16 protein-coding genes are annotated in these 20,484 nt (G+C 62.4%); 13 read left to right on the top strand and 3 right to left on the bottom strand.

Annotation, left to right across the window (positions count from 1 at the left end):
- Positions 1-796 precede the first annotated feature (796 nt).
- The 12 genes from BM382_RS13485 to BM382_RS13430 all read left to right on the top strand — a co-directional run bounded on the left by BM382_RS13485 (position 797) and on the right by BM382_RS13430 (position 17,563).
- Positions 797-2,113: a nucleotide sugar dehydrogenase gene (locus tag BM382_RS13485; RefSeq protein WP_011059377.1), complete on the top strand. Its 1,317-nt coding sequence runs from the start codon at positions 797-799 to the stop codon at positions 2,111-2,113.
- 139 nt (positions 2,114-2,252) lie between these two features.
- Positions 2,253-3,737 (top strand): mannuronan synthase, encoded by a 1,485-nt coding sequence (alg8, locus tag BM382_RS13480; RefSeq protein ID WP_170866329.1) that lies wholly within the window; start codon positions 2,253-2,255, stop codon positions 3,735-3,737.
- 35 nt (positions 3,738-3,772) lie between these two features.
- Positions 3,773-4,942, top strand: a complete 1,170-nt coding sequence (locus BM382_RS13475) for an alginate biosynthesis protein Alg44 (protein WP_011059375.1) — start codon at positions 3,773-3,775, stop codon at positions 4,940-4,942.
- Between the two features lie 83 nt (positions 4,943-5,025).
- On the top strand, positions 5,026-6,465 hold the full coding sequence (gene algK / locus BM382_RS13470; protein WP_011059374.1) for an alginate biosynthesis TPR repeat lipoprotein AlgK: 1,440 nt from the start codon (positions 5,026-5,028) through the stop codon (positions 6,463-6,465).
- A gap of 161 nt (positions 6,466-6,626) precedes the next feature.
- Positions 6,627-8,084 carry an alginate export family protein gene (locus BM382_RS13465; protein WP_036996876.1) on the top strand — a complete coding sequence of 486 codons (1,458 nt, stop codon included), beginning with the start codon at positions 6,627-6,629 and terminating at the stop codon, positions 8,082-8,084.
- Between the two features lie 26 nt (positions 8,085-8,110).
- Complete coding sequence (gene algG, locus BM382_RS13460; protein WP_065364591.1) at positions 8,111-9,700, top strand: mannuronan 5-epimerase AlgG; 1,590 nt, start codon at positions 8,111-8,113, stop codon at positions 9,698-9,700.
- Positions 9,701-9,711: 11 nt separating this feature from the next.
- Complete coding sequence (locus BM382_RS13455; RefSeq protein WP_011059371.1) at positions 9,712-11,172, top strand: alginate O-acetyltransferase; 1,461 nt, start codon at positions 9,712-9,714, stop codon at positions 11,170-11,172.
- 8 nt (positions 11,173-11,180) lie between these two features.
- The gene (locus BM382_RS13450) at positions 11,181-12,296 is read left to right on the top strand and encodes a mannuronate-specific alginate lyase (protein ID WP_072443056.1); all 1,116 of its coding nucleotides are present in this window, start codon (positions 11,181-11,183) and stop codon (positions 12,294-12,296) included.
- A 186-nt stretch (positions 12,297-12,482) separates the two neighbouring features.
- The gene (locus tag BM382_RS13445) at positions 12,483-14,048 is read left to right on the top strand and encodes an MBOAT family O-acyltransferase (RefSeq protein ID WP_053149125.1); all 1,566 of its coding nucleotides are present in this window, start codon (positions 12,483-12,485) and stop codon (positions 14,046-14,048) included.
- Positions 14,049-14,059: 11 nt separating this feature from the next.
- Positions 14,060-15,235, top strand: a complete 1,176-nt coding sequence (locus BM382_RS13440; RefSeq protein ID WP_072443054.1) for an alginate O-acetyltransferase — start codon at positions 14,060-14,062, stop codon at positions 15,233-15,235.
- A 15-nt stretch (positions 15,236-15,250) separates the two neighbouring features.
- Positions 15,251-15,919: an alginate O-acetyltransferase AlgF gene (locus tag BM382_RS13435; protein ID WP_011059367.1), complete on the top strand. Its 669-nt coding sequence runs from the start codon at positions 15,251-15,253 to the stop codon at positions 15,917-15,919.
- 192 nt (positions 15,920-16,111) lie between these two features.
- Positions 16,112-17,563 (top strand): mannose-1-phosphate guanylyltransferase/mannose-6-phosphate isomerase, encoded by a 1,452-nt coding sequence (locus BM382_RS13430; protein WP_011059366.1) that lies wholly within the window; start codon positions 16,112-16,114, stop codon positions 17,561-17,563.
- A 302-nt stretch (positions 17,564-17,865) separates the two neighbouring features.
- Here the strand turns inward: BM382_RS13430 and BM382_RS13425 are convergent, their stop codons facing one another.
- From BM382_RS13425 to BM382_RS13415, 3 genes are all read right to left on the bottom strand, one after another.
- Positions 17,866-18,138, bottom strand: coding sequence for a DUF3077 domain-containing protein (locus BM382_RS13425; RefSeq protein WP_019094742.1), 273 nt, complete (start codon positions 18,136-18,138; stop codon positions 17,866-17,868).
- Between the two features lie 388 nt (positions 18,139-18,526).
- Positions 18,527-19,111: a putative adenosine monophosphate-protein transferase Fic gene (locus BM382_RS13420; protein WP_065364593.1), complete on the bottom strand. Its 585-nt coding sequence runs from the start codon at positions 19,109-19,111 to the stop codon at positions 18,527-18,529.
- The gene (locus tag BM382_RS13415) at positions 19,104-19,583 is read right to left on the bottom strand and encodes a YhfG family protein (protein WP_011059363.1); all 480 of its coding nucleotides are present in this window, start codon (positions 19,581-19,583) and stop codon (positions 19,104-19,106) included. The genes BM382_RS13420 and BM382_RS13415 overlap by 8 nt, the downstream gene beginning before the upstream one ends.
- A 422-nt stretch (positions 19,584-20,005) precedes the next feature.
- Between BM382_RS13415 and BM382_RS13410 the strand changes: the two genes are divergently transcribed.
- Positions 20,006-20,470 (top strand): hypothetical protein, encoded by a 465-nt coding sequence (locus tag BM382_RS13410; protein ID WP_015634229.1) that lies wholly within the window; start codon positions 20,006-20,008, stop codon positions 20,468-20,470.
- Positions 20,471-20,484 lie beyond the last annotated feature (14 nt).

Here is a 20,484-nt window from a genome sequence, read left to right as displayed (position 1 = left end):
CTCGCTTCCAACCGGCGAGCGCGCCAGAATGTGATCATCCGCACATTCCCCGCCTTTAATAAGCCAATTTTCTGGCGCCATAGAACTTTCAGCGTTTTGCCTAACTTTTATTTCACTCGACAGCCCTGATTTTTTTCAGTAGTGGCACCACTTTTTTTATTCGGTAGTGGCACAAAAATATCCCCTCGCTTCAACTCCCCATAACTAAAGGCTCAAACCGTTAGTGCTATCAGTTTGAGAGCAGTGCCATCTTTCTCAATATTTCAAGAAATTTCGAAAAACAGGATGAGCGGGCAGGAACTATGCCTTCAGACACCGCTCATACCACCGGTAACGATTCTCAACGAGGTTGTAGGAGATGACTTACACGTACTCATGAGGAACTAATCAAGTTTCAACATTGATTTGACCAACGAGTCACAAACTTGAACTAAAGGGTAAACAAACGGAGATAAGGCACCTCAACTATCCCCTAACGAGCCAAGGAACAGCTGGCCTTCAAGGCCCCCGAAAACAACTGGAGAGCCCGTACTACGTGGCATCCAGCCATCCACAGGAACGCGGATGGTTTTTCTCGAGGGACCTGCAGCAGGAGCCGCCGGCAACATTCAAGGGCAAGTCAAAACAACATGGATCGGTTGCGCACAACTTGAGTGCATTTATTTAGTCACTCGGAACTTAGTCTGCCTGCACACGGTACTACAGCGTACTTCGCTGGACTTCCGAGTGCGCAACAACAGCTGGCAAACATTAACTCCGGCCATCTAATGGCGTGAATAACACAGAGGTAAATGCGATGCGCATCAGCATATTTGGTTTGGGTTACGTCGGTGCAGTATGTGCCGGTTGCCTGTCCGCACGGGGCCATGAAGTGGTTGGCGTAGATATCTCCAAAGACAAGATCGACCTGATCAACGCCGGCAAGTCGCCGATCGTCGAACCGGGCCTGGGCGAACTTCTGGCGCAAGGAATCCAGACCGCTCGTCTGCGTGGCACCACCAACTTCGCCGAGGCCATTCGCGATACCGACCTGTCGATGATCTGCGTCGGTACCCCGAGCAAGAAGAACGGCGACCTGGAACTGGACTACATCGAATCGGTGTGCCGCGAGATCGGTTTCGTCCTGCGCGACAAGGCCACCCGCCACACCATCGTGGTGCGCAGCACCGTGCTGCCGGGCACCGTGAAGAACGTGGTGATCCCGATCCTCGAAGACTGCTCGGGCAAGAAGGCCGGGGTGGATTTCGGCGTCGCGGTGAACCCCGAGTTCCTGCGTGAAAGCACCGCGATCAAGGACTACGACTTCCCGCCCATGACCGTGATCGGCCAGTTCGACCAGGCCTCCGGTGATGTGCTGCAAGCGCTGTACGAAGAGCTCGATGCACCGATCATCCGCAAGGACATCGAAGTCGCCGAGATGATCAAGTACACCTGCAACGTCTGGCACGCCACCAAGGTCACCTTCGCCAACGAGATCGGCAACATCGCCAAGGCGGTGGGCGTGGACGGCCGTGAAGTGATGGACGTGGTCTGCCAGGACAAGACCCTCAACCTGTCCCAGTACTACATGCGCCCGGGCTTCGCCTTCGGCGGCTCGTGCCTGCCCAAGGACGTGCGCGCCCTGACCTACCGCGCCGGCTCCCTGGACATTGAGGCGCCCCTGCTCAACTCGCTGATGCGCAGCAATGAATCCCAGGTGCAGAACGCCTTCGACATCGTTTCCAGCCATGACAAGCGCAAGGTCGCCCTGCTGGGCCTGAGCTTCAAGGCCGGCACCGACGACCTGCGCGAGAGCCCGCTGGTGGAACTGGCGGAAATGCTCATCGGCAAGGGCTTCGACCTGAGCATCTACGACAGCAACGTCGAGTACGCCCGGGTTCACGGCGCCAACAAGGACTACATCGAGTCGAAGATCCCCCACGTTTCGTCCCTGCTCAACTCGGACTTCGACGCGGTAATCGGCAACTCCGACGTGATCATTCTCGGCAACCGCGACGAGAAGTTCCGCGCCCTGGCCGAAGACGTGCCCCACGGCAAGCAGGTCATCGACCTGGTGGGCTTCATGTCCAAGGCTACCTGCAGCAAAGGCCGTACCGAAGGGATCTGCTGGTAAGGGTTCGCCAGCCAGCCGGCTCCTACCCCATCCCCGTAGGAGCTGGCTGGCCAGCGATCTGGCCCTCCCAGATCTCCATGCCTGCCTTAACCCCCCTCGGGCCACCCCACAGGCTCGCCCGAGACCTTGATGGACGCAGATTATGCACAGGCTAAAGCACGGCCTGCTTCAGGCCGCCGGTTGGCTGTTCTACTCGAGTTTGCTGATGGGCATGGCCTTGTTGCTGCCCGCCTCGACCTTCGACTCACAGTCCAAGGACTTCATTTTCCTGATTGGCGCCGTGGGCATCTGGCGCTACTCGATGGGTGCCACGCACTTCGTGCGCGGCATGCTGTTTCTCTACGTGGTCTACCCGCACCTGCGGCGCAAGGTGCGCAAGCTCGGCAGCGCGGCGGACCCGTCCCGTGTGTACCTGATGGTCACCAGCTTCCGGATCGACGCGCTGACCACCGCCCAGGTCTACGGCTCGGTCATCCGTGAAGCCATCGACTGCGGCTTCCCCACCACCGTGGTCTGCTCGATCGTGGAAATGTCCGACGAGCTGCTGGTGAAAAGCCTGTGGGCGCGGATGAACCCGCCGGAGCGGGTCAAGCTGGACTTCGTGCGCATCCCCGGCACCGGCAAGCGTGATGGCCTGGCCTTCGGCTTTCGTGCCATCTCCCGCCACCTGCCGGACAGCCGCGCCGTGGTAGCGGTGATCGACGGTGACACCGTGCTCGGCGAAGGCGTGGTACGCAAGACCGTGCCCTGGTTCCAGCTGTTCGGCAATGTCGGCGGCCTGACCACCAACGAATTCTGCGAAGTGCGCGGCGGCTACATCATGAGCGAATGGCACAAGCTGCGCTTCGCCCAGCGCCACATCAACATGTGCTCCATGGCCCTGTCCAAGCGCGTGCTGACCATGACCGGGCGCATGTCGGTGTTTCGCGCCACCGTGGTCACCGACCCGGACTTCATCGCCGACGTGGAAAGCGACTCCCTGCAGCACTGGCGCCTGGGCCGCTTCAAGTTCCTTACCGGCGACGACAAGTCCAGCTGGTTCAGCCTGATGCGCCTGGGCTACGACACCTTCTACGTGCCTGACGCGGCAATCAACACCGTGGAGCACCCGCCGGAGAAGAGCTTCATCAAGGCCAGCCGCAAGCTGATGTTCCGCTGGTACGGCAACAACCTGCGGCAGAACTCCCGGGCCCTCGGCCTGGGCATGAAACGCCTGGGGCTGTTCACCAGCGTGGTGCTGTTCGACCAGCGCGTGTCGATGTGGACCTCGCTGCTGGGCCTGACCGTGGCGATCATCGCCAGCTTCAAGTACGGCACCGCCTTCATCCTGGCCTACCTGCTGTGGATCGGCATTACCCGCCTGATCCTGACCCTGCTGCTGTCCTGCTCGGGGCACCGCATCGGCCCGGCCTACCCCTTGATTCTCTATTACAACCAGATCGTCGGCGCGCTGGTGAAGATCTACGTGTTCTTCCGCCTCGACCAGCAATCCTGGACCCGCCAGGACACCAAGCTGACCCGCGACCTGGCCAGTTTTCAACGTTGGTTCAACACCTGGTCGTCTCGGACCATGACCTTCTCGGCCGGCAGCGTGTTCGTCGCTGTCCTGCTGCTGATGGTCTGAACCGCCTTGCCTGAATTAACTAGGAAATCGACTCTATGAACACCGCCGTGAACGTCAATGTAGTGCATGAATCCGAAGCCCAACGCCAGCACGCCCGGGTCAAGATCCCGGCCAAGCTGCGCTTCTTCGGAACCGAGGCCAAGCCTCTTGAAGTGCGGGTCCACGACCTCTCCGCCGGCGGCCTGAGCTTCAACGCCGGGCAGCAGATGCTGACCGTGGGCGAAGTGCACAAGGGCCGCCTGCAATTTGTCATCGACAACCTCGGCCTGGCCATGGACGTCGAGCTGCAGGTCCGCTCCTTCGATCGCCAGAGCGGCCGGGTCGGTTGCCAGTTCCAGAACCTCGAACCCCAGGACATCTCCACCCTGCGCCACCTGATCACCTCGCACCTGGCCGGCGACATCGTCAGCATGGGCGACGTGCTCGCCACCCTGCAGCGGGACAACTTCACCAAGGCGCGCAAGAACAAGGACAGCGGCAGCGGCATGACTCCGCTGGGGCGCCTGCGGGCGGTGACCTTCAGCGCCGGGATCTTCATCGTCGGCCTTGCCGCCTTCGGTTTCATCCTCAAGTCGGTGTACGGCATGTACTTCGTCAGCCACGCCGAGGCCGGCCTGGTCAACGTTCCGGGGATGAACGTCACCATGCCGCGCGACGGCACCGTGCAGAGCCTGGTGCAGACCGATGGCAGCGTCGCCAAAGGCGCGCCCCTGGCCAGCTTCAGCACCAGCATGCTGGACGTGCTCAAGGGCCACCTGGACGAAAACCAGCTGCAACCGGCCAAGGTCGAGGAACTGTTCGGCAAGCAGATGACCGGCACCCTGACCTCCCCCTGCGACTGCACCGTGGCCCAGCAACTGGTGGCCGACGGGCAGTACGCCAGCAAGGGCGACGTGATCTTTCAGCTGGTGCCGCGCAATAGCCTGGCCAATGTCGAGGCGCGGTTCTCCTACCGCCAGTTCGGCGACGTGCGCCCGGGCACCAAGGTCAACTTCCAGATCGCCGGCGAGGATGAAGTGCGCACCGGCACCATCGTCAGCAGCGCCAGCCTCAACAGCAACGACCTGTCCTCCGACATCCGCGTACAGATCAAGCCCGACGCGCCCCTGAGCAGCGCCTTCGCCGGCCGCCCGGTGGAAGTCAGCAGCGACCGCGGCCCGTCGATGAACTGGCTGATCGACAAAGCCATGGCTGCGGGTCTGTAACCATGAGAGTGCCTACCCAGCTCCCTGTAGCCGCTGCCGCAGGCTGCGCCCGGCCGCGCAGCGGACGCCATCCGGCCGACTCGATGCTCCCCGACAACCAGCACGAGCGCTTCGCGCTCGATCGCAGCCTGCGGCAGCGGCTACAGGGTTCGGTGTTGCCTTTGGTCGCGGCGCTGGCCCTGGCCGGTTGCGCCGGCCTGCCGGACCAGCGCCTGGCCAACGAGGCCCTGAAGCGCGGCGACACCGCCCTGGCCCAGCAGAACTACCGCCAACTGGCAGACCTGGGCTACAGCGAAGCGCAAGTGGGCCTGGCCGACATTCAGGTGGAAAGCCGCGACCCGGCGCAGATCAAGCAGGCCGAGGCCACCTACCGCGCCGCGGCCGACACCTCGCCCCGTGCCCAGGCGCGCCTGGGGCGCCTGCTGGTGGCCAAGCCCGGCTCCAGCGAGGCCGAGCAGCACGAAGCCGAAGGCCTGCTGAAGAAAGCCTTTGCCAATGGCGAAGGCAACACCCTGATCCCCCTGGCGATGCTGTACCTGCAATACCCCCACAGCTTCCCCAACGTCGACGCCCAGCAGCAGATCAGCCAATGGCGCGCCGCCGGCTATCCGGAAGCCGGTCTGGCCCAGGTCCTGCTGTACCGCACCCAGGGCACCTACGACCAGCACCTGGACCAGGTGGAAAGCATCTGCAAGGCCGCCCTCGACAGCACCGACATCTGCTACGTCGAGCTGGCCACCGTCTACCAGAAACGCGGCCAGCCAGAACAGCAGGCCGAGCTGATCAAGCGACTGCAGGCCGGCTACAGCCGTGGCAGCGTCAGTGCCCAGCGGGTCGACAGCGTGGCCCGGGTACTGGGCGATGCCAGTCTTGGCAAGCCGGACGAAAAGACCGCCCAGGCCCTGCTGGAGCAGGTCGCCCCCGGCTACCCGGCCTCCTGGGTCAGCCTGGCGCAACTGCTCTACGACTTCCCCGAGCTGGGTGACGTCGACAAGATGATGGAATACCTGGAGAACGGCCGCGCCGCCGACCAGCCCCGGGCCGAACTGCTGCTGGGCAAGCTCTACTACGAAGGCAAGTGGGTGCCGGCGGACGCCAAGGTGGCCGAGGCGCACTTCCAGAAAGCCGTGGGCCGCGAAGTCGCCGCCGACTACTACCTGGGGCAGATCTACCGCCGTGGCTACCTGGGCCAGGTGTACCCGCAAAAAGCCCTGGACCACCTGCTGACGGCTGCCCGCAACGGCCAGAACAGCGCCGACTTCGCCATTGCCCAGCTGTTTTCCCAGGGCCGCGGCACCGCGCCCAACCCGGTCAACGCCTACGTCTTCAGCCAGTTGGCCAAGGCCCAGGACACCCCACAGGCCAACGAACTGGCCCAGCAGCTGGATCAACAACTGCCCCCCGGCCAGCGCGCCGAAGCCCAGCGCCTGCTGCAACAGGAGCAGGCGGCGCGCGGTGCCCTGACCCAGAACACGCTGCAACTGCACGCGCTGCAGGAAGAAGACGGCGAGGAATCCCTATGAAGTCCATCCCATTCAACACCGCCCCTGTAGCCGCTACCGCAGGCTGCGACCAAGCGCGAAGCGCTCGCCACGCCTGCCCTCGCGAATCGCGGCCGCTGCGCGAACGGGCACACCCCGCCGCCACAACCACAGGCAAGCGCTTGTGCCTGTCGAAACTGGGCATGGCCCTGGGTTTTGCCATGATCTGGTCCAACCCGACCCTGGCGGCCATCACCGACACCAAGAACTTCGGCCTGGAAGTGAAGATCACCGGCCAGTCCGAGGACGATCGCGACCTGGGCACCCAGGGCGGTGGCGACGTCAACGGCATCGGCCTCGACCTGCGGCCCTGGGTCTATGGCGAAAGCGGCAACTGGAGCGCCTACGCCATGGGCCAGGCAGTGACCGCAAGCGACGTGATCGAAACCGACACCCTGCAACAGTCCGGCGACGACGCCAGCCAGCAGTCCAGCAACGATGACCGCAAGACCAAGAAGAACTACCTGGCCATGCGCGAGTTCTGGGTCGGCTACAGCGGCTTCACCGCCTACCCCGGCGAGCAGTTGAAGTTCGGCCGCCAGCGCCTGCGCAACGATGACGGGCAATGGCGCGACACCAACATCGAGGCGCTGAACTGGACCTTCGACACCACCCTGCTGCGGGCCAACCTGGGGGCCGCCGAGCGCTTCAGTGAATACCGCACCGACCTCAAGGAGCTGGCGCCCAAGGACAAGGACCGCCTGCACCTGTACGCCGACGCCGCCTACCAGTGGACGCCCGGCCAGTGGGTGGGCATCCGCGCCCACCATACCCACGACGACGGCAAGCTCGACTATGCCCAGCCCGGCGTGGCCAGCGACCCGCTGGACAAGAAGGAAAACGGCGACCTGACCTGGCTCGGCCTGGAAGCCAACAGCGACGCCTTTAACTGGCGCAACACCAATACCGTCAACTACTGGGCCAGCCTCACCGGCATGCGCGGCGACCGCGATACGGTCAACCCGCTGAACGCCGATGGCAGCCGCCCGACCCAAGCCAAGCGCGGGGACAACCTCAACGGCTGGGCCACCGACCTGGGCGTGCGCCTGCGCCTTGACCCGAACTGGCAAGTGGGCGCGGCCTATGCCCGGGCCAGCGCCGAGTACGAACAGAACGGCCTGCAAAGCAACCGCTCCAACTACACCGGTACTCGCTCCCGGGTGCACCGCTTCGGCGAAGCCTTCCGGGGCGAAATGAACAACACCCAGAGCGCCACCCTGTTCGGTTCCTGGCAACTGCGCGAGGACTACGACGCCAGCCTGGTCTACCACAAGTTCTGGCGTGTGGACGGCAACAAACCGGTGGGCAGCAACGGCATCAACGCAGTGGACAACAACTACGACGACACCACCGGCGCCCTGCTCAGCAGCACCTCGCTGCCGCTCATGGATGGCAAGAAGGACCTCGGCCAGGAGATGGACCTGGTGGTCACCAAGTACTTCAAGCAAGGCCTGTTGCCCGCGGCCCTGAGCCAGTCGATCGATGAACCTTCGGCCCTGGTGCGTTTGCGCGGTGGCGTGTTCAAGCCCGGCGACGCCTACGGCAAAGAGGTCGACTCCTACATGCACCGCGCCTTTATCGACGTGATCTGGCGCTTCTGATGCAAGCCGCTAAAGGAGTGCCCGACATGCCTACTCAAACTCTCCAGAGCCCGTTGTCCAGAGGCTCCCTGAGCCTCCTGGCCGGCGCCCTGCTGCTGGCCAGCAGCAGCGCCTTCGCCACTGCCGAGACGGCCAAGGCGCCGATCATCGCCAAGGAGCTGCAACAGGCCAAGACCTACACCGTCAGCAGTGCTCCCACCGAGCCCCTGGCCCTGGCCAAGCCGACCCTGCCCGACCTCTCCGGCTACACCGCCGAGGCGGCCGCGGCGAAGATCGTGCGCAGCAAGCCGGGCAAGATCAGCGTGCGCCGGATGATGCAGGAAGACGCCCTGAAGGACTTTATCGGCGGTGACAACAAGATGGCCGAATGGGTGGTGCGCCAGCACGGCATACCCCAGGCGATCTTCATCGACGACGGCTACGTCAACCTCAAGGAACTGGTAGGCAAGCTGCCCAAGCAGTACATCAGCGAAACCGCGCCCGGGGTCTACCTGGCCCGCCTGCCCATCGTCGTCGGCCGCCACGGCATCCTGGAAATCGACAAACAGACCCAGGAGCTGCGCCTGTCCCAAGAAGGCGGCTCGTTCCTGGTCAACGATGGCCAGCTGTTCGTGCGTGACACCAAAGTCACGGGCTGGCGCGAAAAGGACAACGGCCCGGCGACCTTCCGCTCGCCCAAGGAGTTCCGCCCGTTCCTGCTGGCCTGGGGCGGCACCGAGACTTACATCGTCAACAGCACGATGGCCAGCTTCGGCTACGCCAACTCCAAGTCCTACGGGGTGAGTATTTCCCAGTACACGCCGAACATGGCCAAGGTGCTCAAGCGCCCCGAGCCCACCGGCTGGATCGTCGGCTCGACGTTCTCGGACATGTGGTACGGCTTCTACTGCTACGAGACCCGGGACTTCGTGCTCAAGGGCAACACCTACAAGGACAACATCGTCTACGGCATCGACCCCCACGACCGTTCCCATGGCCTGATCATTGCCGACAACACCGTCCACGGCACCAAGAAGAAGCACGGCATCATCATTTCCCGGGAAGTGAACGACAGCTTCATCTTCAACAACCGCAGCTACGACAACCACCTCTCCGGGCTGGTAATCGACCGTAACAGCGTCAACAACCTGATCGCCTACAACGAGATCTACCGCAACCACACCGACGGCATCACCCTCTACGAGAGTGCCGACAACCTGATCTACGGCAACAAGGTGATCAGCAACCGCCGCCACGGCATCCGCATTCGCAACAGCGTGAACATCCGCCTGTACGAAAACATCGCCATGGCCAACGGCCTGACCGGGGTCTACGGCCACATCAAGGACCTTTCCGACACCGACCGCGACATCAAGCTCGACCCGTTCGACGCCCAGGTCTCGCTGATCGTGGTCGGCGGCGAGCTGGCCGCCAACGGCAGCGGGCCGATGTCCATCGACTCCCCCTTGAGCGTGGAGCTGTACCGGGTCTCCATGCTGGCGCCGACCAAAAGCAGCGGCATCAGCTTCTCCGGGGTCCTGGGCGACCGCCAGGATGAAATTCTCGACCTGCTGGTGCGCCAGCAGAAAGCCGTGTTGATCGACCCCGTCGAACGCCAGACCGAATTGCGGGATTGAGGATGACTTTCATGCACCCACACTGGATCAAACTCCTGGGCCTGTCGGCCCTGACCGCGGGGATTCTCGCCGCCAGCGCCGGCGCCCGTGCCGACGAAACCAGCGCCACAAGCGCCGCGCCGAACTTCAAGGCCGAGCCGTGCTGCAACCTGTGCCCGGCCGCCCACGACGCAAAGAACTACGTGACCCGCTACCAGCAGAACTTCACCACCCTGGTGCAAGCCCAGGGCGACTGGTTGTTCCGTACCCAGGAAGATTTGCGCACCGAGTTCAACACCACTCCCGAAGGCTACCGCCGCCTCAAGCAGTTGCACGAAGCCTTCAAGAGCAAGGGCGTGGAACTGGTGGTGGTCTATCAGCCGACCCGCGGCCTGGTGAACCGCAACAAGCTCAACCCGGCGGAGAAAGCCCGTTTCGACTATGACAAGGCGTTGAGCAACTACAAGGCCATGCTCGGGCGCTTCGCGCAGATGGGCTACGTGGTGCCGGACCTCTCGCCGCTGACCAACGAACAACTGCCCGATACCCTGCCGGCCCACGACTTCTACTTCCGCGGCGACCAGCACTGGACCCCTTATGGCGCCCAGCGCACGGCGAAGATCGTCGCCGACAAGGTCAAGCAGTTGCCGGCCTTTGCCGACATTCCACGGCGTGAATTCGAAACCCACAAGTCCGGGCGCATGGGCAAGACCGGCACCCTGCACAACATGGCCGGCCAGTTGTGCGGCACCAGCTACGCCATCCAGTACATGGACCAGTTCACCACCGAGCCCAAGGGCGAGGCTGGCGACGGCGACCTGTTCGGCGACTCCGGCAACCCGCAGATCACCCTCGTGGGCACCAGCCACAGTGGCAAGAACTACAACTTCGCCGGCTTCCTGGAAGAGGCCATCGGTGCCGACATCCTCAACGTCGCCTTCCCCGGCGGCGGCCTGGAAGGCTCGATGCTGCAGTACCTGGGCAGCGACGAGTTCCAGAAGAGCCCGCCGAAAATCCTCATCTGGGAATTCTCGCCGCTGTACCGCCTGGACCAGGAAACCATCTACCGGCAGATGATGGCCCTGCTGGACAACGGCTGCGAGGGCAAGGACGCGCAGATGACCGGCAGCACCACCCTCAAGCCCGGCAAGAACGAATTGCTGGTCAACAGCAAGAACATGGACCTGCGCAACAGCGGTCATCAGGTCGACATCCGCTTCGCCGACACCTCGGTGAAAACCCTGCAAGCCACCCTCTGGTACATGAACGGGCGCCACGAGGACATCAAGATCGAAAAACCGGAAACATCCGACACCGACGGGCGCTTCGCCTTCGAACTGCGCACCGACGAAGACTGGGCCTCGCAGAACCTGCTGGCGGTCGAGATCCAGGGCCCGGAAGCGGGCACTGCGGGGCAGAAGGTCGAAGCGAAAATTTGCAAACGCAACGTATTCCCGAGCGCCGAGCAACGCACCGCGCAGATCGGGCAATGAGGTTACCTATGCAAAGCACAGACTTGAAACGCTTGTTGATACCCAGCCTGCTGGGGCTGGCCATCGTCACCGGCAGCGCCCAGGCCGCCGCGCCGCTGCGCCCGCCCCAGGGCTATTACGCCCCGGTGGACAAGTTCAAGAGCGGCGACAACAGCGAGGGCTGCGACGCCATGCCGGCGCCCTACACCGGCGCCCTGCAGTTTCGCAGCAAGTACGAAGGCTCGGACAAGGCCCGGGCGACCCTCAACGTGCAGTCCGAACAGGCCTTTCGCGACACCACCGCGGACATCACCAAGATCGAGCGCGGTACCAGCAAGCGGGTCATGCAGTTCATGCGCGACGGCCGCCCTGAACAGCTGGACTGCACCCTCGCCTGGCTCAGTGCCTGGGCCCAGGCCGATGCGCTGATGTCCAAGGACTTCAACCACACCGGCAAGTCGATGCGCAAATGGGCCCTGGGCAGCATGGCCTCGGCCTACCTGCGGCTGAAGTTCTCCGACTCCCATCCCCTGGCCACCCACCAGGAACAGGCACAGAAGATCGAGGCCTGGTTCAGCAAGATGGCCGACCAGGTGGTCAGCGACTGGGACAACCTGCCCCTGGACAAGACCAACAACCACTCCTACTGGGCCGCCTGGTCGGTGATGGCCACCGCCGTGGCCACCAACCGCCGCGACCTGTTCGACTGGGCGGTCAAGGAATACAAGGTCGGCGCCAACCAGGTCGATGCCGACGGCTTCTTGCCCAACGAACTCAAGCGCCAGCAGCGAGCCCTGGCCTACCACAACTACGCCCTGCCGCCGCTGGCAATGATCGCCAGCTTCGCCCAGGTCAACGGCGTCGACCTGCGCCAGGAGAACAACAGCGCCCTCAAGCGCCTGGGTGAGCGGGTGCTGGCCGGGGTCAAGGACCCGGACACCTTCGAGAAGAAGAACGGTAAGCAGCAGGACATGACCGACCTCAAGATCGACTCGAAATTCGCCTGGCTGGAACCCTACTGCAGCCTCTACACCTGCGCTCCGGAGACATTGGAGCGCAAGCACAAGATGCAGCCGTTCAAGACTTTCCGCCTGGGTGGCGACCTGACCAAGGTCTACGACCCGGCCCATGAAAAGGGCTCCTGATTCGAATCGTTGGAACGTCCCCCTGTAGGAGCTGGCTGCCAGCGAAGAGGCCCTCAAGAGCGCCTTCGCCGGCAAGCCGGCTCCTACAGGGGGCGCGCTGCACGCAGTACCGCTTTCCCGGTTTTTCACGGGGGGGTTTGGGGGGGCTCCGGCCTCTGACTATTGGTTAAACATGGAGAGATCGGGATGGTTTTCTCATCCAATGTGTTCCTGTTCCTGTTCCTGCCGATCTTTCTCGGCTTGTACTACTTGAGCGGGCAACGCTATCGCAACTTGCTGCTGCTGATCGCCAGCTATGTGTTCTATGCCTGGTGGCGCGTGGACTTCCTGGCGCTGTTCGCCGGGGTCACCCTGTGGAACTACTGGATCGGCCTGAAAGTCGGCGCCGCCGGTGTCAGGACCAAACCCGCCCAGCGCTGGCTGCTGCTGGGGGTGGCGGTGGACCTGTGCATCCTCGGCTACTTCAAGTACGCCAACTTCGGCGTCGACAGCATCAACGCCATCATGACCTCCATGGGGCTTGAGCCGTTCATCCTGACCCACGTGCTGCTGCCGATCGGCATCTCGTTCTACATCTTCGAGTCCATCAGCTACATCATCGACGTCTACCGCGGCGACACCCCGGCCACCCGCAACCTGATCGACTTCGCGGCGTTCGTGGCGATCTTCCCGCACCTGATCGCTGGCCCCGTGCTGCGCTTTCGTGACCTGGCGGACCAGTTCAACAACCGCACCCACACCCTGGACAAGTTCTCCGAAGGCTGCACGCGGTTCATGCAGGGCTTCATCAAGAAAGTGTTCATCGCCGACACCCTGGCGGTGGTCGCCGACCACTGCTTCGCCCTGCACAACCCCACCACGGGCGATGCCTGGCTCGGCGCCCTGGCCTACACCGCGCAGCTGTACTTCGACTTCTCCGGCTACAGCGACATGGCCATCGGCCTGGGCTTGATGATGGGTTTTCGCTTCATGGAAAACTTCAAGCAGCCCTACATCAGCCAGTCGATCACCGAGTTCTGGCGGCGCTGGCACATCAGCCTCTCTACCTGGCTGCGCGACTACCTGTACATCACCCTGGGCGGCAACCGCAAAGGCACCCTGATCACCTACCGCAACCTGTTCCTGACCATGCTCCTGGGCGGCCTGTGGCACGGCGCCAACTTCACCTACATCGTCTGGGGCGCCTGGCACGGCATGTGGCTGGCCATCGAAAAGGCCCTGGGCATCAACACCACGCCGCGCAGCCTGAACCCGGTGCGCTGGGCCCTGACCTTCCTGCTGGTGGTGATGGGCTGGGTGATCTTCCGCGCCGAGAACCTGCACGTAGCAGGCCGCATGTACGGCGCGATGTTCAGCTTTGGCGACTGGTCGCTGTCGGAACTCAACCGCGCCAGCCTCACCGGCCTGCAAGTGGCGACCCTGATCCTGGCCTACGCCACCCTGGCGTTCTTCGGCCTGCGTGACCTGTACCGCAACCCGGCGCCGGTCAAGGCCAAGCCCGAGGTCACTACCGCCGCCGACGGCCCGGCCAGCGCCCAGCCCGGCCTGATCAAGGCGGTGCCCGGGGACAACCCCGGCAGCATTCACCAGCCGGGCTACATCGTCGGCACCGAGGCCCAGGTGCAGCCAGCCTACTGGACTGCCGACTGGTCGCGCTACGCCATGCGCGCCCTGGTGCTGCTGCTGTTCATTGCCTCGATTCTCAAACTCTCGGCGCAAAGCTTCTCGCCGTTCCTTTACTTCCAGTTCTGAGGGATCTGCCCATGACCCGCTCATTACGTGTGTTCTACATCGCCCTGTTCCTGCTGACCCTGCTGGTGCTGGGGGTGTGGTCGGCGCGCAGCTTCTTCGGTTTCAGTACCAACAACGACGCCACCGTGCTCAACGGGCGCTGGGCCAAGGCGGTGGAAACCCACTACGACGACCAGTTCCCGATCAAGCGCCTGGGCACCAACCTCTGGGCCGCCCTGGACTTCAAGCTGTTCAACGAAGGGCGCCCGGGGGTGGTGCTGGGCCGTGACCAGTGGCTGTACAGCGATGAAGAGTTCAACCCCGTGGTCAACGAGGAGCTCAACCTGCAGGGCAACTACGCCCTGGTGGAAGGCGTGCGCCAGACCCTCAAGGAGCACGGGGTGAAACTGGTGATGGCGATCGTTCCGGCCAAGGTGCGCCTGTACCCGGAACACATGGACGAAGTGCGCCCGGCGCGCATCCACGCCAACCTCTACCAGGACTTCCACGCCCGGGTCGCTGCCGACAAGATCCTTGCCCCCGACCTGCTTGGCCCCCTGCAACAGGCCAAGCAACAGGGCCAGCAAGTGTTCCTGCGCACCGACACCCACTGGACCCCCGCCGGCGCCGAGATCGTCGCCCGCCAACTGGCCCTGACCATCGCCGCCAAGACCCCGCTCAGCGGTCAGCCACAGCGCTTCGTCACCGAGACCGAAGAGACCGTGGAACACAAGGGCGACCTGCGCCGCTTCCTGCCCCTGGACCCGCTGTTCGAAAACCTGATGCCGGCCGAAGAGCCCCTGCAAAAGCGCGTGACCCGGGCCAGCGAAGAGCAGCCGGCCGCCGACGACGCGCTGTTCGCCGACCGCGAAGTGCCGGTGACCCTGGTGGGCACCAGCTACAGCGCCAACCCCAGCTGGAACTTCGTCGGCGCCCTGAAACAGGCCCTGCACAGCGACGTGCTGAGCTACGCCGAAGACGGCCACGGCCCGATCCTGCCGATGCTCAGCTACCTGAAAAGCGACGACTTCAAGAACAACCCGCCCCAGGTGCTGATCTGGGAATTCCCTGAACGCTATCTGCCTGTGAACAACGAAATCGGCGACGCCGACACGCAGTGGGTCGCAGAGCTCAAGCAAGCCGGTGCTCGCCAACAGAACGTAGCTGCACTCAACAAATCCGAGACGCCCGACCGGGCGCAAAACTGAAAAGAGGTAACACTCATGACTTTCACTACTACTCCTCGTCGTCTCGCTGCCAAATCCCTGAAAGCTGCCGTATTGGCCGCGGGCCTGGGCCTGCTATCAGCTCCGGTATTCGCCGGTGGCGATGCCGCCCTGTACGGCCCCACCGCGCCCAAGGGCTCGACCTTCGTGCGCCTGTACAACGCCAGCAACAGCGAAGTCAGCGCCACGGTGGGCAGCACCAACGTCAATGACGTCGCGCCCCTGGCCAGCAGCGACTTCAGCTTCATGCCCGGCGGCGACTACACCGCCAAGGTGGGCAGCCAGAGCGTACCGGTAAAACTGGCCGCCGATCACTATTACACCCTGGTCAACAACGCCAGCGGCCAGCCGCAACTGATCGAAGAACCGCCGTTCAAGAACAAGCAGAAATCCCTGGTGCGGGTGCAGAACCTCAGCGACCAGGCCCTGACCCTGAAGACCGCCGACGGCAAGACCGATGTGGTCAAGGCCGTGGCCGCCAAGGGCCGCGGCGAGCGCGAAATCAACCCGGTGAAGGTCAGCTTCGCCCTGTATGACGGCGAGAAAAAGGTCAGCGACCTCAAGCCCGTGGCCCTGGAGCGCGGCGAAGCAGCGGTGCTCTACGTCACCGGCAACGGCAGCAACCTGTCGCCGGTCTGGGTCAAGCGCCCGGTTTCCACCCGCTAATGAATTTCCGGAAGGCTGCTCCCCGCCTCTCGTAGGAGCTGGCTTGCCAGCGAAGGCGTCCTCACGGGCCCCTTCGCCGGCAAGCCGGCTCCTACAGAAGGTGGGCAGCGCATCCGGTCACGCAACAAAAACAAGAGTGAAACGACAGAACGCAGTAGCTCTAACCCATACGATGTTTGAAGGAGTAACAACATGATTCCGGTGATCTTGTCAGGTGGTAGCGGCTCACGTCTTTGGCCGCTTTCGCGCAAGCAATTCCCCAAGCAGTTCCTCGCCCTGACCGGCGAACACACTTTGTTCCAGCAGACCCTGGAGCGCCTGGTGTTCGAAGGCATGGATACCCCCATCGTGGTCTGCAACAAGGACCACCGCTTTATCGTCAACGAGCAACTGGCGGCCCGTAAGCTCGAATCCCAGCGCATCCTCATGGAGCCCTTCGGCCGCAACACCGCCCCGGCCGTGGCCCTGACCGCGATGATGCTGGTCAACGAAGGCCGTGACGAGCTGATGCTGGTACTGCCCGCCGACCACGTCCTGGACGACCAGAAAGCCCTGCAACGGGCCCTGGCCCTGGCCACCGTGGCCGCCGAGCGTGGCGAAATGGTGCTGTTCGGGGTCCCGGCAACCAAGCCGGAAACCGGCTACGGCTACATCAAGTCCACCAACGATGCGCTGCTCCCGGAGGGGGTCAGCCGGGTCTCGCACTTCGTCGAAAAGCCCGACGAAAAACGCGCCACCGAGTTTGTCCAGGCTGGCGGCTATTTCTGGAACAGCGGCATGTTCCTGTTCCGCGCCAGCCGCTTCCTCGAAGAGTTGAAGAAACACGACCCGGACATCTACGACACCTGCCTCTTGACCCTGGAGCGCAGCCAGCAGGACCCGGACACCGTGACCATCGACGAAGCCACCTTCGCCTGCTGCCCGGACAACTCCCTCGACTACGCGGTGATGGAGAAGACCCAGCGCGCCTGCGTGGTCCCCCTGAGTGCCGGCTGGAGCGATGTCGGCTGCTGGTCGTCGCTGTGGGACGTGCATGAAAAAGACGCCAACGGCAACGTCAGCAAAGGCGATGTGGTGATCCAGGACAGCAAGAACTGCATGATCCACGGCAACGGCAAGCTGGTGTCGGTGATCGGCCTTGAAAACATCGTCGTGGTGGAAACCAAGGACGCCATGATGATCGCCCACAAGGACAAGGTCCAAGGGGTGAAACAGATGGTCAACACCCTCAACGAACAGGGCCGCAGCGAGACCCAGAACCACTGCGAGGTCTACCGCCCGTGGGGCTCCTACGACTCGGTGGACATGGGCGGGCGTTTCCAGGTCAAGCACATCTCGGTCAAGCCGGGGGCCTGCCTGTCGTTGCAGATGCACCACCACCGCGCCGAACACTGGATCGTGGTCAGCGGCACCGCCGAAGTCACCTGTGACGAGAACGTGTTCCTGCTCACCGAGAACCAGTCCACCTACATCCCGATTGCCTCGGTGCACCGCCTGCGCAACCCGGGCAAGATCCCGCTGGAGATCATCGAAGTGCAATCGGGCAGCTACCTGGGCGAAGACGATATCGAGCGCTTTGAAGATATCTACGGCCGCTCCACCCCGGTGGAACGTGGCGTCTCAGTGAAGACCATCGCCCAGTAACAGCGACAGGCTTCAAGCGGCAAGCTGCGAGCAAAGGCAGAGCGCCGTTATCAGCGAGTCCTTTCAACCCCCTTCCAGGCGCCTGCGTCCCCTATCCGCAGGCGCCTGGACAGGGGGATTTTTTTGTAGCCGCTGCCGCAGGCTGCGAAAAGGGCCGAAGGACCTTCAGCGGTCTTGAGCCCCCTGCGCCCCCTGCGCGGTCGTTCGCAGCCTGCGGCAGCGGCTACAAGAAGCAAAAAAGCGCTGCGTCCCTCCCACGAAGACGCAGCGCCCTTTCGACTCCTTCCATCAAGAAACATCGATCAGGCCTGCAACACCTCTTCCTTCATTCCCAATCCCACGTCATCGATCACCGCCTTGCCCATTTCCGCCAGAAAATGCGCGGCCCAGGCGTAGCGCTCGCCCTGGTCTTCCATGGCCGCATCCAGGGTGAGTTTCTTGGCGTAATACAGCAGGGTCGACGCGTGCTCCAGCGCCTGCTGCAAAGGCACATCGGCATTGACGCGGAACAGGGACTGATCGGCGTCACCACAGGAACCGAAGGTGACGAAGCCCGAGGTCTTGATAGCGCACATGGTTGAACCTCCCGTATCAAAGTGAGAGCTGCCACGTTCGTTACCAAGCGAATGGGTGGCAGCCGTGCGCAGGTTGGTAAACCGGAGATACAGGAACCCGGCAGGGACGAGCCCTCCCACGCACAGCCGCCATTGCACGGAAACGCGGGCGCAAAAAAAACGCCTGCAATCGTCAAGGGGCGCTGTTGCGCCTGTATCAACACGGGTTACCAAGCCCGGCCGCTGAGTTGGCAGCGACGCTCAAAGGCTAGTCCCGGGTTCGACACGGAGCAACGACAAAGGCGTCGCAGTTTATGTCCAAGCCACGGGTGTTGGGAATGTTCAGGATGGTGGCACGCCGTAGCACGCCAGAACCAGCAGGCCATTGCGGCCAACTTCGATAGGGGTTTTAGGCAGTGACGATGCGCTTGAAGATATCTGCCATGGGCGTGTAGTTCACATAGACGCCATTGATATTCGCTTCAAGCCACTCATCCTGGCTGAGCTCTTCCCAATCCAGTTCGTAACCTGCCGATAGCGCGAGGTGTTCAAAGAAGATCCGCTGGACTCGGCCATTGCCCTCGCGAAACGGATGAATCATGTTCAGCTCGCAGTAGAATTCCGCCAACTTTTCACAGAAATCGTTTCGTTCAAGTCCACTCAGCCAGTTGTTTTCTTGAAGATTGGAAAAAATCTTCAGGGCTTCCGCCTCGATTCTTCCGCAGTTACAGAAACGCGTTCCGCCCTTGGAGATATCAACATTTCTTATCTCTCCCGCCCAGGCATAGAGGTCGGAAAACAACTGGCGATGCAGCAGCTTGAAATTCTCCAGGCTGTAGGGCGGAGCGACATAGCGAACCCGACTGACGGTCAGCGCGGTGATGTCCCTCTCCGCTGCCTCAAGGGCGGCCATTTCCTGGATATTCAGCTTGTTTTTAAGCACTGAGGAGGCGGGGTAGCAGTAATGATCATGAGAGGCGTCGTATTTATCCATTCAACGGTCTTCCATGCTTGGCCAGGATTTTTTCCAACGAAGCTTTTTCGTCGAAGATCGGTATATCTATGCCTTCCAGTCTTGAACTGCTGACAAAGTTTTTAAGCTTGTTCTTTTCGAAACGCTCATAAGGATCAAACGCTGGACGAACAGCGCATTTCGACAACAGGGACAAAGCGCCTCTAAGTTCTGCAACATTCCTGGCGCACATCCTGAAGCCGATTCTTTTTGAAACTTCATTGCGCACGGCCGGATAGGGCAACGCATCAATAAGCACGCGTTCGCACTCTCGCCCCTCTTCTGCGAGGGCACTCAGGCGCTTTAACTTCAAAGATAAAGAGCTCCAGCCATTTGCCCCTAATTTCAGATGAAGCTGAGTTTCGACAAAGCGTTTGACCTCAAGAAACGTCCCCAGCTTCTTCAGATCGCTGATCTGTGCAGTTTGCAAAATCTGCTGCAGTGATACGTCCATCATCGCCCCATGATTGATGCCAAAGCCCGGAGATTATACACCTCATAGATCGCCACCACGGGCACGTCTCGTCCTTGGCACCAGCACGCTTCACAGTCAAGAGCGGAGCCCACCCCTTCAGCTAGCATTCGCCTCGTTCGATGCTTGTAGCCCTGAGAACCTGAGCATTTTCCAGTCCCGGTAAAGGTGTTCCAGAAATGGATAGATAACCCCGGAGCATGCCAGCCACCTGCTCGGGCGGGCACCAGAGTGGACCACATGATGTCCACTATCGGCATAAATCCGCTTTAACAGACCTTCTGTTGTCCCTAACGCCCCCATCAAAACCTGGCCTGTGGATAACGTCACAACAGCCATCCTCCATCGCCAACCCCACCTACGCTTAGGTAGGATGTCCCCTCCTTTTCCCCGAGGCTCGCGTCATGTTCATCGGCGTTCTGCTGGTCATTACCTGGCTGATCCTGCTTCTGCGCTACCCCGCCAAAGCCCTCCCCGTGTCCCTGGCTGCCGCGTTCGGCCTGGCCCTGGTGGCCTGCTGGGTGGTCTGGCTGGACAACCGCGAAGCCCAGCAACTGGCGCGCCTGGAGCTGCGCCTGAGCTACGCCCCGGAGCACTGCCCCGCCGACCGTCCATTGCAGGTCAAGCTGAACAACGGCAACAAGGTGCCCCTGGTGGAATTGCGCTGGCGGGTCGCCGCCTATGCCCCGGGGGATACGGTCAACCTCGCCGACAACCAGTACAGTGCCCCGCGCTACCGTGGCCCCGGCGAGTTGCAGGCCGGCGCCAACTGGCAGGACTGCTTGCCCCTGCCGCCGCTGCGCCCCGGCTATCGCCCGCAAACCCTGGAGTTTCGCGCCGAGCGTTTACAGGGTAGTTTCTCCGACTGATTCACCCCCTCCCT

Origin of the sequence: Pseudomonas sp. NFPP25 (assembly GCF_900116505.1) — a bacterium.
GTDB lineage: Bacteria > Pseudomonadota > Gammaproteobacteria > Pseudomonadales > Pseudomonadaceae > Aquipseudomonas > Aquipseudomonas protegens.
This window is presented reverse-complemented; position numbering and strand designations above follow the sequence as displayed.